Source organism: Ferrimonas balearica (assembly GCF_019802055.1).
Lineage (GTDB): Bacteria > Pseudomonadota > Gammaproteobacteria > Enterobacterales > Shewanellaceae > Ferrimonas > Ferrimonas balearica_A.
The window spans coordinates 19,777-35,495 of record NZ_JAHVHW010000014.1 but is presented as its reverse complement, the minus strand read 5'-3'; the positions used below and the strand labels follow the sequence as shown (position 1 = coordinate 35,495).

Below are 15,719 nucleotides of genomic sequence, written 5' to 3'. Positions count from 1 at the left end.
AAAAGCCGCTCAAATGAGCGGCTTTCTTATTGGGTTACTCGCCACCATCCGATGGCAATCGCACCTTAGCTTCCAGCCCTCCCCGGGGCCGGTTGGCCACATGGATCTCGCCACCGTGGCCATCCACGATGCGCTTAACGATGGCCAGCCCCAATCCGGACCCGGCGCCACCTCGTGCGATGTCACCCTGTTTAAAGGGCTGAAACAGCTCATCCAGGCGGTCCAGCGGGATTCCCGCGCCATTGTCCTCAATCTTGAACCAGACCCAGCCCCTCTCCACGCCGGAGCTCAAGCGAAGCCAGCCGTTGCCGTAGCGCAAACCGTTCTCCACCAGATTGGTGATCACCCGTTTGATCGCCACCGGTTGCAGCTTGATGCCGGGAGTATTCCCTAGCGCCAGTTCAATCTCCTGCCCCCTGACCTCCTCCTGCTGAGCCACGTCATGCAGCAGTTCATCCACGCTCTGCACCTGCATCGCTTCATCCTGATGACCCCGGATAAAGGCGATGAACTGATCGATGATGGCGTTCATATCATCGATGTCTGCCTCGATACCCTCTTTCAGGAAGGCATCCTCCTTACTCATCATCTCGGTAGAGAGACGGATCCGGGTCAGAGGCGTACGGAGATCATGGGAAACCCCCGCCAGTAGGAGGTTACGGTCCGCTTCCAGTTCCGCCATTGAGCGGGCCATCTGGTTGAAGGCTTTGGTCACCTCTACCACCTCGGCAGAGCCAGACAGCGGCAATGCCTTGGGGAAACGGCCCCGGGACACCTGAAGTGCCGCTCGCTGCAATCGCCTCAGAGGACGACTCTGCAGACGAGCAAACCACCATCCCCCCAATACCGAGAGGGCACCGATCACCATCAGGTAGATGGTCAGTGGATTGATCTTGGATTCATCAAAGCCGGACAGGGGCACCCGAAGCCAGATCTGAGGCGCCTGAGGGGGGCGGATCCAGATCTGGTACTGCTCACCACCAGCGATTCGTACCTCAGCGTCACCGCCGAGATACTCACTCATCTGGTCAGAGAGGATGCGGTAGTAGGTGGCTTCATCCAGCCCCTCGGCTCGCGCCTGGGGAATGGAGAAAGCCTCCATATACTGCCCTTCCGCCAGCTTCTCGCGCAGCGCGTCGAGCGGAGTCAGGGTATCCAGGTCCAACTGCAGGTCGCGGAACACCAATTCCACCTGACGGGCCAGCAACTGGTTGATCTGCTGGGTGGACGGCTTTATCACGTAAACCGCCACCGACACATAGGAAACCAGCTGATTGATCAGCAGCAGACAGCCGATCAGCAGTACCGTCTGACCAAAGTTACTGCGGGGAAGCAGCCGCCAGCGCACTAGCGAGCGCTGCCGTCGGGCACAAACACGTAGCCGAGCCCCCAGACGGTCTGGATGTAACGCGGGTTGGAGGGATCCTCCTCAATCAGACGGCGCAGACGGGATACCTGCACGTCGATGGAGCGCTCCAGAGCGCTGTAATCCCGTCCCCGGGCCTGGTTCATCAGCTTATCGCGGCTCATTGGCTCACGAGGATTGCTGACCAGTACCTTCAGTACTGCAAACTCACCCGAGGTCAGCGCCACCGGCTCGTCCCCACGGAACATCTCGCGGGTCGCCAGGTTCAAGCGGTAGTCGCCAAACAGCACCTCCGTTTCCTCCTGCGAGGGCGCGCCCGGCACTTCAGCGGGACGGCGGCGCAGTACCGCCTTGATGCGGGCCAGCAGTTCACGGGGGTTGAAGGGCTTGGGCAGATAATCATCCGCGCCCAGCTCCAGTCCGATGATGCGGTCCACCTCGTCGCCCTTGGCGGTCAGCATCACAATCGGGATCTCGTTGCCTTTCTGTCTCAACCGCCGGCAGATGGAGAGGCCATCCTCGCCCGGCAGCATCAGATCCAGCACCAGCAGGTGGAAATTTTCCCGCTCCAGATGGCGATCCATCTGCTCAGAGTCTGCGGCAGAACGTACCTGGAATCCCTGCTCCACCAGATACCGCTCCAGCAAATTCCTTAACCGCATGTCGTCGTCAACGACCAAGACCTTCGTGGTCTCCTGATTCATCCCTAACCCCCTCAGTCCTCGAACGCTTTGTAACGTATCGCATTAATATAAAACAGTTGGTCGCCATTGGGTGTGCGGACCCGGATCTCATCGTCGACCTCTTTACCGAGCAACGCACGAGCCAACGGAGAGTCGATGCTGATCTTACCCTCCCTCACATTGAACTCATCCGGCCCCACCAGGCGATAGCGTTTCTGGTCACCGTCGTCATTCTCAAGCTCCACCCAAGCGCCAAAATAGACTTTGCCCTCCTGGCGGCGGTCCGGCTCAACCACGCGAAGCACCTCCATCCGTTTGGACAGAAAGCGCACCCGCCGGTCAATCTCACGCAGGCGCTTTTTACCGTAGATGTACTCGGCGTTTTCACTCCGATCTCCCAACGCCGCAGCGTCAGACACCGCCTGAGTCACGCGGGGACGCTCCTCCTTCCACAGATATTTCAGTTCCGCTTCCAGTGCGTTCCAGCCTTCCTTGGTGATCAGATCTGCCTTTTTCATTCACACAAAATCCGTTAAAAACCGTCGCGGTCCCTGTGCTAAGGTGACCGTCATTTTCCGTTTGTATCCCGCCCACGCGGGTGAACGCAAGTATTGACGCTATGGAACAGATTTCACACCTCATTGCCCAGGAACTGGGTGTCCGCTCTCAGCAGGTTCAAGCCGCCATCACTCTGTTGGATGAAGGTGCCACCGTGCCCTTTATCGCCCGTTACCGTAAAGAGGTGACCGGCACCCTGGATGACACCCAACTGCGTACTCTGGAAACCCGACTCTCCTACCTGCGGGAACTGGGTGATCGCCGCAACGCGATCCTCAAGTCCATTGAGGACCAGGGTAAGATGACGGACACGCTGCGCGACGCCATTCTCGGCGCCGACACCAAAACCGCTCTGGAAGATCTCTACCTGCCCTACAAGCCCAAGCGCCGTACCAAAGGGCAGATCGCCATTGAGGCAGGGCTCTCTCCCCTGGCCGATACCCTGTTTGACAACCCGGGACAGGACCCGGAAGCCGTGGCAGAGAGTTACCTCAATGCCGAAGCGGGTTTTGACACCACCAAAGCGGTCCTGGATGGCGCCCGCGCCATTCTGATGGAGCGTTTTGCGGAAGACGCCACCCTACTGGCCGCCATTCGTCAGCACCTCAAGCAAAACGCCCACCTGAAAAGCCAGGTCATCACCGGTCAGGAACAGGCTGGCGCCAAGTTTCAGGATTACTTCGACCATGCGGAGCCCTGGGCCAAAGCGCCCTCTCACCGCGCTCTGGCGATGCTGCGTGGCCGCAACGAAGGCGTTCTGACCCTGGCGCTGGAGGCGGATCCGGGCAAAGAGGAGGGGGATCGCAGCTCCTACTGCGAGCAGATCATCGCCCGTCACTTCGATATCCCGACCGGCAATGCCCCGGGTGAGCGCTGGCTGCAGCAGCTGTGCCAGTGGACCTGGCGGGTCAAAATCAGCCTGGCGATGGAGACTGAACTGCTGGGTGACCTGCGCGAGCGGGCTGAAACCGATGCCATCAAGGTGTTCGCCGAAAACCTCTCCGACCTGTTGATGGCCGCTCCGGCCGGCATGCGCCCGACTCTGGCCCTCGACCCGGGCCTACGTACCGGCTGTAAAGTGGCGGTGGTGGACGGCACCGGTAAGCTGGTCGCCACTGACACCATCTACCCCCACGCTCCGCAGAAACGCTGGAACGATGCCCTGGCCACCCTGGCCAAACTGGTGACCCAGTACAACGTGGAGTTGATTGCCGTTGGCAACGGCACCGCTTCCCGGGAAACCGACAAACTGGCCGGGGAGTTGATCAAAGCCCTGAAAAAGCCGGGCCTGACCAAGGTCATGGTGAGCGAAGCAGGGGCCTCCGTATATTCGGCTTCCGAAACCGCCGCCCTGGAGTTCCCGCAGTTGGATGTGGCACTGCGCGGTGCCGTCTCCATCGGTCGGCGCCTGCAGGATCCGCTCGCGGAGTTGGTCAAGATCGAACCCAAATCGATCGGTGTGGGCCAGTACCAGCATGATGTCAGCCAAACCCAACTGGCCCGCTCCCTCGACGCGGTGGTGGAGGATTGCGTAAACGGCGTTGGGGTGGATCTGAACACCGCCTCTGTCCCGCTGCTGACCCGCGTTGCTGGCCTGAGCCGGACCCTGGCTCAGAACATCATCCAGTTCCGGGATGAACATGGCCGTTTCACCAATCGCAAACAGTTGCTGAAAGTGGCCCGACTGGGGCCCAAAGCCTATGAGCAGTGTGCCGGCTTCCTCCGCATCGCCGGTGGCGACAATCCGCTGGACGGCTCCGGTGTGCACCCGGAAGCCTACCCGGTGGTGGAGAAGATCAGTGCGCACACCGGTGTAGCCGTGAGCGAACTGATCGGCAACTCAGGCGCGCTGCAACAGGTGCGTGCTGCCGACTTTACTGATGAGCGCTTTGGTCTGCCCACCGTCACCGACATCCTGAAGGAACTGGATAAGCCGGGTCGCGATCCGCGGGGCCAGTTCGAAACCGCCGCCTTTGCGGAGGGAGTGGAGAAGGTGTCGGATCTGGAACCTGGCATGGTGCTGGAGGGCGTGGTCACCAACGTGGCCAACTTTGGCGCCTTTGTGGACATCGGCGTGCATCAGGATGGCCTGGTGCACATCAGTGCCCTGTCCAATAAGTTTGTGGACGACCCGCGAACCGTGGTGAAAGCCGGCGATGTGGTCAAAGTGAAAGTGATGGAGGTGGACGTGCCGCGTCAGCGCATCGGCCTCTCCATGCGTCTGGACGATCAACCCGGCGAGCAGCGCAGTCAGCGCAGTGGTGGCCGGGAGCGTCAGGAGCGTGCCCCTCGCAAAGAGCAGCGTGGCCAGCGTCCGGCGCAGAACGGCGGTGGGCTCTCCGGGGCCTTTGCCGACGCCTTTGCCAACGCCAAAAAGCGTCGGTAACGCCAACAAGAAAGCCGCCTGTTCAGGCGGCTTTTCTTTTTAACGGTTACTGCCAGTCGGCCTGATCCCAGTTCTGTTCATCCCAGATCAGCACCACTTCGGTGCCTGGCGGCGGTGGTTCAATCGGCTGCACCGGTGACGGGCCACTTTCACGGTCCCCCGCATCGGAACCGCAAGCGGCCAGCATCATTGCCGCAGCCAGCAGAAAAAACGGTCTCATGGCGCCCCCTTACTGGTTTACCGGCTTCAGGGTGGAGTGGAAGTAAACCTGGTAACCCGCCTTCAGCGCTTCGGCAACGGCCTCGACACTTGGCAGGTCTGCCGGGGTCAGTTCATATCGACCTGAACCCGCTTTCGGCATCATCGCCCGGCCCAGCTCAAACCGCACTGAATTGGTGAAGAGCGGGGTTGCACTGTCCGGATTGTTCACCTGGAGTTGGGTTTCGGTGTAGAAGGTCACCACCACACCATCGGGCTGGCTCAGGTCGTAATCGGTACGAAACACGTTATCCAGGCGGGCCGGATAACCACAGAAGTCCAGATTGGCGCTGTAGCCGGCAAAGTCCGTCACCATCAGGTCTGCCCGCTGACCTCGGGGCGCCATGGGCTGCTCAGGCACCATCAGGTAAAGCGGCAATACGGTCCCCTCACTGTCCACCAGAGTGAAGCTGGCGTTGATAAAGGGCACACCGCCAAAGTGGTCACGGATGCCAACTGGCAAGCCGGTGTGGCAGAGGTAGGAGCGCTCAGGAAACAGATGGTCATTCAGGGCACTGATGGCCTCTCCCATCTTGGCAACGTAATCCTCAAGCTGGTCAAGTTGCTCGGCTGTTGCCGCATTGGCGCTGCTGACGTGCTGAAAGTTCGCATTGACCTCCGCGGCTTTAGCGGGCGTACCAGCGGAAAAGGTATGGGGTACCTCCGCCACGGCAAGGGGGCTGATCATCAGAGTCGCGGTCAGAATGGCCGTTTTGTTCATGGATAGGCTCCTAACTGATGGGCAGACCGGCTCTCCTCCTGTGCCGGTGGGCCCCAATTGTCCCCTGTTTCCTTGGGTTGCGCAGAGTTGTCGGAGCACACTCTACAGACCGGAAATATTGCCGCAAATCAGGGAGTCGGGAGTTTGAAGTCCAAATGGGGCCAGCGCTCTGCCAACGCCAATCGCAAGTAACTATGGCAATGTTTTTTAAGGATTAATCTTTATTTGAACGGGATGATAACTGTCACCGAACCGGCGTGATAAGCTAGCCTTATCACGCAACCTCGTCCGTGCGATTTCCGATATGTCAAAAGACCGCTTTAGCAATCTGGACCTCAACCTGCTGCGCACCTTTCAGGTGCTCGCTCAGGAGGGCAATATGCGGCGGGCCGCCACGCGACTGCATGTGACCCAGCCCGCCGTCAGCCATGCGCTGCAGCGCCTACGCCACCATTTCGAAGATGAACTGTTTATCAAGGTGCCCGATGGCATGAAGCCGACCCAGTTTGCCCGCAGCCTGCTGGAGAGACTGAAGCCGGTGCTGGCCGGACTCGCTGAAGCCGTGAATGACAGCAATGAGTTTGATCCTCTGCAGTTGGACACCACGTTGCGCGTCGCGCTGGCCCCCCACCTGGCACACTATTTTGGGGCCGGGCTTTTCAACCGGTTGTGCCATGCTGCCCCCAACGCCACCGTTGAGCTGTTGGAGTGGACCGCCGAGACCCCGGTAAAGCTGCTGAATGGCGAGATTGATGTGGGGGTAAACATCGACTTTCCCCACCGCTCCAAAGAGCTGATCGCTGCGCCGCTGGGCTGGGACCTCGGCGTACTGATGGTGCACGATAGCCATCCCTATAAAGGTGACAGCATCACCCCTGAACAACTCTCGCCCTGGGGCCTGGCCTGCCTGTTCAACCCCGGTATAACTGATCGCGAACCCATCATCAAAACGGTTCTGAATGCACATGGGCAAAGTGCCAATGTGCGCTTTCGCAGTTCCTCCGTCTCTGCCGTTCTGGATGTGTTAAGGCAGCACGACTACTTCTTTCCACACAGTGTGATGATGCTGCCCTTTCACCGGCCTGAGTTCCGGGCAATAGAATTGGATGTGGACCCTAAATTCCTCGCCGTCGACATGTTCGCGTACTACCACCGGGGCCATCAGCACCCCACCATCACCCTTTGGCTGATTGAACAGCTGGCAGAGACCATTCGTGCCCGTCGAACGCCATTGGAGATGGCTGATAAATTGCCTTAATCAGGCCCTTCAAAAAGGATCATTAGCTCCGCCTCTGCCGATTCCGTACCCTGCGATTCCTTTTCGGTAACGAGGCTTATCAATGCGTACTCTGCTCGCGATGACCATCCTGATGCTCACCTGCTCCGCCCAGGCTTCCTGGCTGGAAGACAAAAAGCTGGGCATTCACTTCGGCCAGGTGACCTATGACACGGATGGGCTCTACGACGATTACCGATTCGACCAGCAGGCGTTCTCCTGGGGGCTCTATAGCGCCGCTCCAGTAAACGATTGGATCGATATTGAGGTTCACTACAACTACCTCGGCAACTATGAGATCCAGGATTCGGTGTTTCACTACTGGCGGGACACCTTCCACAGTCTGACCACCACCGCCCGTTTTCACACCATGCTGGGGCAACAATGGGAGGTCTATGGCCGGGCCGGTCTTGGCGTTGTGCTGCTGGAGCAGAAAGCGATCCTCTGGGAAGGGGGGGCTCGCCTGGATACGGCCAGCGGGGGCGGAAATTTTCACTTTGGTGCGGGCCTGGCGTGGCGCTTTCACCCCAAACTGGCTCTCACCCTGGACTACTCGCTGCACACATTTCTGATGGAGAGCGGCTACAGCGATTACCTGCAAACGATGTCCGGATTTAGCGCAGGGCTGCGCTACACCTTCTAAGTACGGGCCTCAAACAGGGGCGGTGTGCGAGGCTGGGCCACACGGTCGTAGTAGTGGCGAACAATCTGCTCAAAGTGCGCGTAGGCGGCCTTATCCAGGTTCACCGCGGGATGGCTGATCGGCGCCTCCCTTTCTGACTGTCGGCGGGTACCAGGACGCTCCATCACCGGACGCGCCTGTGCCAGCGCATCGCGCCAGTTCAGCGGTCCCTCTTTGCCCTGCTGGCCAGACTCCGTGTCCTCATCGCCGTCGCGCTGAGCCTGCTCCTTCTCAGGCTCATCAAAGCCCTTTGTCGCAATCCGGGTTCGATCCCGCTCCGGATCCAACGCCCGTTCCGCAGCACTCTTCAGCAGCGGCTCCGGCCGGCTGATCGGCACCCGCGCCGCCGCCTCCCGCTGCGCACTTTCCGTGGCGGGATTGGTGGTGGCGATAGGAACATTGGGAAAATTGGAAACCAGGAACATGTGATTGGACACCTCCCTGGTCAATTATCAACCGATCAAAGGGTTAGGTAAAACCTTTTCAGTTCGGACAGGGTTTGCTCCCGATGAGAAATAAAGGGCGCATGAGACGCTTTAGGCAGTATCACCGACTGAGATTGTGGCGCCATAGCATCCACCTGAGCCACGGTCCGGGCGGGCACCAGGCCATCAAGCCGACCATAAAGACGCAGCCAGGGCGGCCTTATCCCGGCCACTCTGGAGCGAAGATCCGCCTCTCTCAGGATCGCCAACCCATCCGCCAGCGCTTCTGCATCCGGGGCTGGAGATTGCGCGATAGCCGCACGCAACACGCGAACGTCCTCCCGGGCCGTGGCCGACCCCATCGCTTGCAGTGCCAGAAACCGCTCCAGGGTTCGGGGCAGATCCGCCGCCAGTTGCTCACCAAACTGACTGAGCACCTCAGGCTTGATGCCGCCCCACCCTTCCGCCGCCTGAAATGCAGGAGAGCTGGCCACCGTGACCAAACTGGCTACCCGCTCCGGTGCCAACAGCGCCATCTGAGTCGCCACCAACCCGCCCAGAGACCAGCCGAGCAGATGCGTCGGAGCCTGCACCTCGGTCAGCACCGCCTTCGCCAACTCAGCCAGCCGGGCCCCAGGCAGTGGCGCTGAGTGACCGAAACCGGGCAGGTCCACCAGACCAACCCGAAACCCGGCAGCCGCCAAATCCGCCGTGATGCTCTGCCAAACGGCACCGTTCATCCCCCAGCCATGAAGCAGCAACAGAGGCGCACCCGCTCCATGCCACTGAACATGCAGTGAGGGGTTCGATAGTCTGGAGTGGATGGACATGGACGTTTCCTTTTGGCTGAAGCGCCTGCTTGGCGTGATGGAGCGCAGTTTACCCAACCGCTGCTTGCTGTGTCAGCAACCCTGCAGCGAGGGCCAGGGTCTGTGCGAGGTCTGTTTGGCAGATGGGGAGCCCGGTCCGCTCTGTCTGGGGTGCAGCCGCCCCATGCCGGCACCCGTCCCCTGGCGCTGTGGCCGCTGTCTCAGCAAAAAGCGGTGGCGGCCACTGGTGTGCGCCTACCCCTATCATCACCCGCTGGGTTACCTGGCCGGGGCGATCAAGATCCAGCGGCGCCTGAGTCTGCTGCCTCCCCTCACCGAGGCGCTGGCACAGCGATTGGAAACGCTTTGGTCACTGGGCGCCATTCCCCGACCGGACGCTTTGTTGCCGGTGCCCATGCACCCCTCCAAACTGCCGACAAGGGGGTTTAACCACAGTGTGCTGATTGCCCGGGCTCTGGGAAAAAGGCTGAATCTTCCGGTAATCGAGGGGCGGGTGATTAAGCAACGCCAAACGCAGGATCAGCATGGCCTCAGCGGCGCTGACCGACGTCGTAACCTCAAGGGCAGCTTTGCGGTACTGGCGGGGCCCAGACTGACCAATCTAGCCCTGGTGGACGATGTCGTCACCACCGGCACCACCTTTGCGACCCTGGCCGCCACACTCAGACGCCAGGGCCACTCCGTTAGCCAGTATTGGGCGTTGGCAAGCGCCCTGCATTGAATCAGTTCAGCGCAGGCACCAGGAACAAGCTATTGGCCACCAGCTTCTCACCGCCAAGCCAGAAGTTACGGAACAGCGGGTTGTCCGCCAGCAGCACATATTGACCCGAACCCGCAGACTGAACATGCGCCGCCACCTCTTCGGAAAGCGCCTTCTGATATTCAGGGGCCATATAGCCGGACAGCAGCAGGGATTCGTCATAACGGGCAACGGTGCGACCCACATCGGCTTTTGGCACCAGTGACAACTCCCGATTTTTCATCATCGGCAGCGCCTCGCTCAGACCGAACGCCAGCGGATGCGTGGTGTCCAGCTTCCAACTCACAATGGCGCCACCAATGGTGCGGCGGGCATCGTCCTGGTCCCGTTGGGCAAAGGCGATCTGGTCGCCAGCATGGGCGAACTCCGGCGCAAAGAAGCTGCGCTGATTGACGCCGACACTCACCATCTCCCATTGGGCCAGTTTGGCAACTCCGCGCTTCCAGGCCACCACGGTGCCGCCATCACGAACAAAGGGGTCGATTACCGCTTTGGCGCCCCTCATCTTGCTGTAGGCCCCATCCACAAGGAACAGGTGGGTAAATTCAGAGAGCGGCGCCCGGTTGAAGTACTCGCCATCCAGCAACACGGTTTCGATGCCCAGGATCTGGTCCAGGTAGTACCAGAGCATGCCCGCCTCGTACTGGCTGACATCCCGGCCCACCAGGATCGCCGGCTTCACCGCTTTCACCGCATGGAAGCGACGACTGCCCAGATCCGCTCCCTCAATCGCCTGACCGGCGACCACCGGATAGGCCTGCACGCCGAACTCCTGCTCAATCCCCTTTAGGGCAGACGCCAGGTCAGGCTGGTTGCCCAGAATGGTCAACGCGCCCGCGTCGTAGTCGATCGCGCCCTGGCGTCCGTGAACACGCCCACCACTTTCCGCAAAGCGCACCCGATATCCGGCTTCCAGCAGCCGGTTCAGCGCGGCAGGTGCCAGTCGGTCTCCCCAGGGGATCAGCCACTGCAGCGCGGGTTGCTCATACTGGATTGCCGCCAACTGCGGGGCCTGCTCCTGAGTCGGAGGGGCGCGTCGCACCTCGGCCCGATTCAGGTCAAACGCCAGTTCCGCGGAGAAGGCCGACACATCATAGAAGGTGTTGTCAGCAAACTCGGTACGCTCATCAAATAGCGCCTCCAGCAAACGGTACTGAGGCTGAGCAAAGGGGATAAAGAGATCACCGGGGGCAAACATCTGGTCATTCGATTCAACGGCGTCTTGCAGATAGGCGTAACGCACCCGGTGACTGGCCAGGATGGTCGCAAAGGCGTTCAATCGGTTGCGGTCTCCCCGTGCCGAGACCAGATAACCGGCACCACGACGGTCCCGTCCCGCTTCCAGTGCGTCCTGAAAGAACTGCTGCTGATAGCGGGCGAGTGTCCCGGCTTCCGCCAATGCGCCTCGTACGGTGGAGAAGGAGGTAGCCAGATGGTTTCGGACCCCCAGCGCCAGTGTGACCTCGCCCCGCTCACTGTCACGATGAAGGCCACGGGCGGTGGCCTGTTCAAACAGGATGCCAACGGACCCATTGATGTCCGGATAGGTAGAGCCCTTGCCGTAGTAGAAGTCGTCGAAAGACTCCCGGGAAAAATAGGGCTGATACAAAGCATCCAATGCCCGCGCATGGTGATCCGCGATGCGTGCCGTCAGTGTCTGATTCTCCTTCGGAGTCAGCGGGTGGGTGCGATCCGGCACGCCCGGCTGGAAGAAGTAACTGCTCTGATGCCCCATCTCGTGATAGTCACTGACTACATGGGGCTGCCAGCGCTGGAAGAAGGCCACCCTTCCCCGGCTTTCCGGGTGCGCCTGGTAGAGCCAATCGCGGTTCAGATCTGCCCAGTAGTGGTTGACCCGACCCGAAGGCCAGCCCTGGAAATGCTCACGATGGTAGTTATGGCCACTGGGCACCGCGCCACGGTAGCCGTTCACCCAGTTGCTGAAGCGGTCATTACCATCCGGATTTTGACTCGGCGTGATGATGATGATCGCCTCCTCCAGCCAACGCTTGACCTCCGCCGACTGACCAGCTGCCAAGTGGTAAGCGAACAGCGGACTGGCGTGGAGACCACTGGCCTCATCGCCGTGAATGGAGTACGCCAGCCAGATCACAACCGGCCCGTTCACCCTCTCTCCCTGCGCGACGCGGGCCCGCTGCGCCAGAATCTCATCAAGTCGCTGGTGGTTGGCTTCGCTGGTAATGATCGCCGCCCACTGGGGGCGTCCCTGATGGCTGAAACCGATGTTCTCCAGCGTCATTCGCGCACTGTTATCCGCCAACTTATGAAAGTAGGCACTCACTTCATCATATCGAAGGTGACGCTCACCAATGTCACCACGAAAGTGTTGTGACGGCGTCGGAAGCGTATCCAGATAGGGGGTATCGGGGGCCAGAGTGGCCAGGGGATCAGCTGCCTGAGAGGGTAAGGCAAGGGCAAAAAACAGTGCCCCAATCGCTATCAGTTTCTTCATCGTCCATGAACCGGTTGTTATCGTTATGACCACGAAGTGTAACAATCGCCCTACGCCCTAGCCAATAAACCGTGACCGGCTTCAATCTCTGACTCTATAATCGGCGGCTCAATCCGGTTATCATGAGATATCCGAGTCAAAAGCTCAGGTTTTAAGAGAGCCAGTATGATCACCATTACCGAAGCCGCTCAGGCCCATTTTGCCAAACTGCTGTCTTCCCAGCCGGAAGGCACCAACATCCGTGTTTTCGTGATTAATCCGGGCACCCCGCAAGCGGAGTGCGGTGTTTCCTACTGCCCGCCGGATGCCGTGGAAGCGGATGACATCGAGCTGCCGTTCGAAAGCTTTAATGCCATGGTGGACGAGAAGAGCGCTCCCTTCCTGGAAGAAGCCCTGATCGACTACGTGACCGACCAACTGGGCAGCCAACTGACCCTGAAGGCCCCGAACGCCAAGATGCGCAAAGTGGCCGACGACGCGCCGCTGCGTGACCGTGTTGAGTACGTGATCCAATCTCAGGTAAACCCGCAACTGGCCGGCCACGGCGGTTACATCACCCTGATGGAACTGACCGAGGAAGGCATCGCGGTTATCCAGTTTGGCGGCGGCTGTAACGGCTGCTCCATGGTGGACGTCACCCTGAAGGATGGCATCGAGAAGCAGCTGCTGGAAGAGTTCGCTGGTGAGCTGACCGCCGTTAAGGATGTCACCGAGCACGAGCACGGCGAGCACTCCTACTTCTGAGGCATCCGCTCAGAAACCTCAACGCCGGCCTGATGGCCGGCGTTTTGTTATCCCCACTGCCCCTGTCGCCAGCTCCACCAGAAGTGGCCAGACAGGGTCACGCTGCGCAGGGCGATAAAGCCGCAAAACGCCATCCACAAGGCATGGTTGCCCGGCAGCGCGGATTGGGTCGCAGCCCACAGGGCAAAGAACCCCAGCGCAGACCACACCATGCTGTTGCGCATCTCACGCCCGCGAGCGGCGCCGATATAGACCCCATCAAACAGAAAACAGGTGAAGGCCAGTAATGGGTATATCACCACCCAGGGCAGGTATTCCGTCGCCGTGGTACGAACCGCCTCGATGCTGGTCAGCAGCGCAATGATCCCCTCACCGCCAGTCCAAAACAGCAGGGTAAAGGCACCGGCGGTCAGCGCTGACCAAAACCCGCCAAGCACCACCGCATGGCGGATCCCATCCCGGTCCCGCGCACCACTGGCTCGCCCCACCTCGGCCTCAGCGGCATAGGCAAACCCATCCAGAGCGTAGGCCATCAGCAGCGTGAAGTTCATCAGTACCGAGTTGGCGGCCACCACCGCATCGCCAAGACGTGCTCCCTGTGCGGTAACAAAGGCCATGCAGAGCTGCAGACACAGGGTGCGAATAAAGATGTCCCGATTCAGTGCCAGCAATCGGCCACACCCCTTGAGATTGAGCAAACTCAAGGTGGTTTTGCTGCGAAGCTCCGGGGGCAGCTGATGCCAGACCAGGGTCAGCGCCAGCGCTAATGCGCCATAGTCGGCGATCACACTGGCCCCGGCTGCGCCTGCCACACCCCAGCCAAAACCCACCACAAATAGCAGATCCAGCGCGATATTCAGACCATTGGTGCAGAGCAGCAGCCACATCGCCGAGCGTGGGCTCTGCCGGCCCAGCAGATAACCGAGCAGTGCCAGGTTGAGCAGTGCCGCAGGGGCGGACCAGATCCGAACGGAGAAGTAGACGCTGGCATAGTGCTGCACCTCGGCACTGCCCCCAACCAGCATTAAAGCCATCGAGAGGATGGGTGCCTGGAACAGCAGCAACAGCATTGCCAGCATCAGCGCCATTGCGCCCGCCTGGAACACCACCCTCAGCTGAGACAGGGGATCGCCCGCACCAAAGGCCTGGGCCACCAAGCCTGTGGTGGCCATCCGCAAAAATCCCAGAATCCAAAACAAAAAGGTTATAATCATCGCGCCAACGGCGACGCCACCCAAATAGTAGGCGTCGCTGAGATGGCCGATCACGGCCGTATCTACCAGCCCCAACAAGGGGATAGTGACGTTGGACAGGATCATCGGCAGCGCCAGCATAAAGGTGCGTCGATGCCCCTCCCACTGCCGCAAAATGGCGGTGATCGTCATAACAGGAATTGGGAACCTCAATGAAGAATTCGATACTCCGGCTGCTCACGTGGCTGCCGCTGTGGTGCGCTGCATTGCCGGTACAGGCTGCGGTGATCCTACAGTACCACCACGTCAGCGAAAACACGCCGGCCATCACCTCGGTGACTCCCGCCCAGTTTGAAGAGCAGATGGCCTACCTGGCCGAGAACCAGTTCAATGTCGTCTCTCTGCAAACCGTCATCGACGCCATCCGCAGCAAGACCCCGCTCCCTCCGAAGACCGTTGCCATCACCTTTGATGACGGCTTTCAGAACATCTATGAAAACGGTCATCCGGTGCTGAAGCGTTATGGCTTCCCCTACACCCTCTTTATCAATCCCGCCCCGGTCGGCCGTGCCAATATGATGGATTGGGACACCTTGCGAGTTCTGAGCAAAGAGGGCGCCACCATCGCCAACCACAGCGAGGCGCATGACCACTTGATCCGCCGCTTTGAGGGCGAGACTCAAGCGCAGTGGGAAGCCCGGATCCGCGCAGACATCGAGAAGACAGAGACGATCATCACTGAAGAGATCGGCCACAACGTAAAGATGCTGGCGTACCCCTATGGTGAATACAACCAGGCCCTGCGCAAGTTGCTGGACAACATGGGCTTTGTTGGCATTGGCCAGCACTCCGGTGCCGCTGGTCCCTACTCCAGTCTGACCGCCGTTCCCCGCTACCCGGTGGCCGGTCCCTACGCCGATATGGCCACCCTGAAGGTCAAACTGCACAGTCTGAACATGCCGGTTGTCGCCGTGGACGGCGAGGAGTCCGAGCTGATTGGCCGCAACCGCCCTACTCTGACCGTCACCCTTGATGGCAAGGACGTCCGCACCAAAGAGCTGATGTGCTACATCCAAGGCCAGGGCGCCAAAGCGCCAACCTGGCTGGATGACAACACCTTCACCATTCAGGCGGACCTGCCGATGCCTGCCGGTCGCAGTCGCTACAACTGCACCGCGCCCAGCCGCACTCAGAACGGCTACTACTGGTACTCCCAGCCCTGGATTCAAGCCAATCCGGACGGCAGCTGGCCGGCGGAGTAAGACCAAGTGTAAATATCCACCTGCATAGCAGGTGGCTTTGATTAGCCCCCTTTAAGGGGGCTTTTTGTTTTCGGGGATGCCACAGGTATGTAACTGTAGCGA

General features: G+C 60.1%; 15 protein-coding genes. 6 read left to right on the top strand and 9 right to left on the bottom strand.

Translation table 11 applies throughout. From position 1 onward, the window contains the following. Positions 1–34: 34 nt before the first annotated feature. From envZ to greB, 3 genes are read right to left on the bottom strand one after another with little or no spacing between them, the layout of a single operon-like run. Entirely contained in the window at positions 35–1,348 is a 1,314-nt protein-coding gene (envZ, locus tag KUV52_RS18625) for a two-component system sensor histidine kinase EnvZ (protein ID WP_222527451.1), read from the bottom strand. Next, the gene (ompR, locus tag KUV52_RS18620; protein WP_222527450.1) at positions 1,348–2,070 is read right to left on the bottom strand and encodes a two-component system response regulator OmpR; all 723 of its coding nucleotides are present in this window, start codon (positions 2,068–2,070) and stop codon (positions 1,348–1,350) included. Before ompR ends, envZ begins: the two co-directional genes overlap by 1 nt. An 11-nt stretch (positions 2,071–2,081) precedes the next feature. Then, positions 2,082–2,567 carry a transcription elongation factor GreB gene (gene greB, locus KUV52_RS18615; RefSeq protein ID WP_222527449.1) on the bottom strand — a complete coding sequence of 162 codons (486 nt, stop codon included), beginning with the start codon at positions 2,565–2,567 and terminating at the stop codon, positions 2,082–2,084. Positions 2,568–2,668: 101 nt separating this feature from the next. Between greB and KUV52_RS18610 the strand changes: the two genes are divergently transcribed. After that, the gene (locus tag KUV52_RS18610; RefSeq protein WP_222527448.1) at positions 2,669–4,993 is read left to right on the top strand and encodes a Tex family protein; all 2,325 of its coding nucleotides are present in this window, start codon (positions 2,669–2,671) and stop codon (positions 4,991–4,993) included. A 46-nt stretch (positions 4,994–5,039) separates the two neighbouring features. Here KUV52_RS18610 and KUV52_RS18605 read toward each other — a convergent pair whose 3' ends face one another. Both KUV52_RS18605 and KUV52_RS18600 read right to left on the bottom strand, forming a co-directional pair. Beyond that, positions 5,040–5,213, bottom strand: a complete 174-nt coding sequence (locus tag KUV52_RS18605) for a hypothetical protein (RefSeq protein WP_222527447.1) — start codon at positions 5,211–5,213, stop codon at positions 5,040–5,042. 9 nt (positions 5,214–5,222) lie between these two features. Then, the gene (locus KUV52_RS18600) at positions 5,223–5,972 is read right to left on the bottom strand and encodes a hypothetical protein (protein WP_222527446.1); all 750 of its coding nucleotides are present in this window, start codon (positions 5,970–5,972) and stop codon (positions 5,223–5,225) included. A 304-nt stretch (positions 5,973–6,276) separates the two neighbouring features. Here KUV52_RS18600 and KUV52_RS18595 point away from each other — a divergent pair, with 304 nt between their 5' ends. After that, positions 6,277–7,230 carry a LysR family transcriptional regulator gene (locus KUV52_RS18595; protein ID WP_222527445.1) on the top strand — a complete coding sequence of 318 codons (954 nt, stop codon included), beginning with the start codon at positions 6,277–6,279 and terminating at the stop codon, positions 7,228–7,230. A gap of 82 nt (positions 7,231–7,312) precedes the next feature. Next, positions 7,313–7,891 (top strand): outer membrane beta-barrel protein, encoded by a 579-nt coding sequence (locus KUV52_RS18590; RefSeq protein WP_222527444.1) that lies wholly within the window; start codon positions 7,313–7,315, stop codon positions 7,889–7,891. On the opposite strand, the gene KUV52_RS18585 is transcribed toward KUV52_RS18590, so the two are convergent. Both KUV52_RS18585 and bioH read right to left on the bottom strand, forming a co-directional pair. Further along, entirely contained in the window at positions 7,888–8,355 is a 468-nt protein-coding gene (locus KUV52_RS18585; RefSeq protein ID WP_222527443.1) for a hypothetical protein, read from the bottom strand. The two genes, KUV52_RS18590 and KUV52_RS18585, sit on opposite strands and share 4 nt — an antisense overlap. A 35-nt stretch (positions 8,356–8,390) precedes the next feature. Then, complete coding sequence (bioH, locus tag KUV52_RS18580; protein WP_222527442.1) at positions 8,391–9,185, bottom strand: pimeloyl-ACP methyl ester esterase BioH; 795 nt, start codon at positions 9,183–9,185, stop codon at positions 8,391–8,393. On the opposite strand from bioH, the gene KUV52_RS18575 reads away from it, so the two are divergent. Beyond that, positions 9,184–9,906 (top strand): ComF family protein, encoded by a 723-nt coding sequence (locus KUV52_RS18575; RefSeq protein WP_222527441.1) that lies wholly within the window; start codon positions 9,184–9,186, stop codon positions 9,904–9,906. The two genes, bioH and KUV52_RS18575, sit on opposite strands and share 2 nt — an antisense overlap. 1 nt (position 9,907) lies before the next feature. On the opposite strand, the gene KUV52_RS18570 is transcribed toward KUV52_RS18575, so the two are convergent. Beyond that, positions 9,908–12,418, bottom strand: coding sequence for a M14 family zinc carboxypeptidase (locus KUV52_RS18570; RefSeq protein WP_222527440.1), 2,511 nt, complete (start codon positions 12,416–12,418; stop codon positions 9,908–9,910). A 165-nt stretch (positions 12,419–12,583) separates the two neighbouring features. Between KUV52_RS18570 and nfuA the strand changes: the two genes are divergently transcribed. Next, positions 12,584–13,162, top strand: coding sequence for a Fe-S biogenesis protein NfuA (gene nfuA, locus KUV52_RS18565; protein ID WP_222527439.1), 579 nt, complete (start codon positions 12,584–12,586; stop codon positions 13,160–13,162). A gap of 47 nt (positions 13,163–13,209) precedes the next feature. Here the strand turns inward: nfuA and dinF are convergent, their stop codons facing one another. Beyond that, the gene (gene dinF / locus KUV52_RS18560; protein WP_222527438.1) at positions 13,210–14,547 is read right to left on the bottom strand and encodes an MATE family efflux transporter DinF; all 1,338 of its coding nucleotides are present in this window, start codon (positions 14,545–14,547) and stop codon (positions 13,210–13,212) included. A gap of 20 nt (positions 14,548–14,567) precedes the next feature. Here dinF and KUV52_RS18555 point away from each other — a divergent pair, with 20 nt between their 5' ends. After that, positions 14,568–15,617 carry a polysaccharide deacetylase family protein gene (locus KUV52_RS18555; RefSeq protein ID WP_222527437.1) on the top strand — a complete coding sequence of 350 codons (1,050 nt, stop codon included), beginning with the start codon at positions 14,568–14,570 and terminating at the stop codon, positions 15,615–15,617. Positions 15,618–15,719 lie beyond the last annotated feature (102 nt).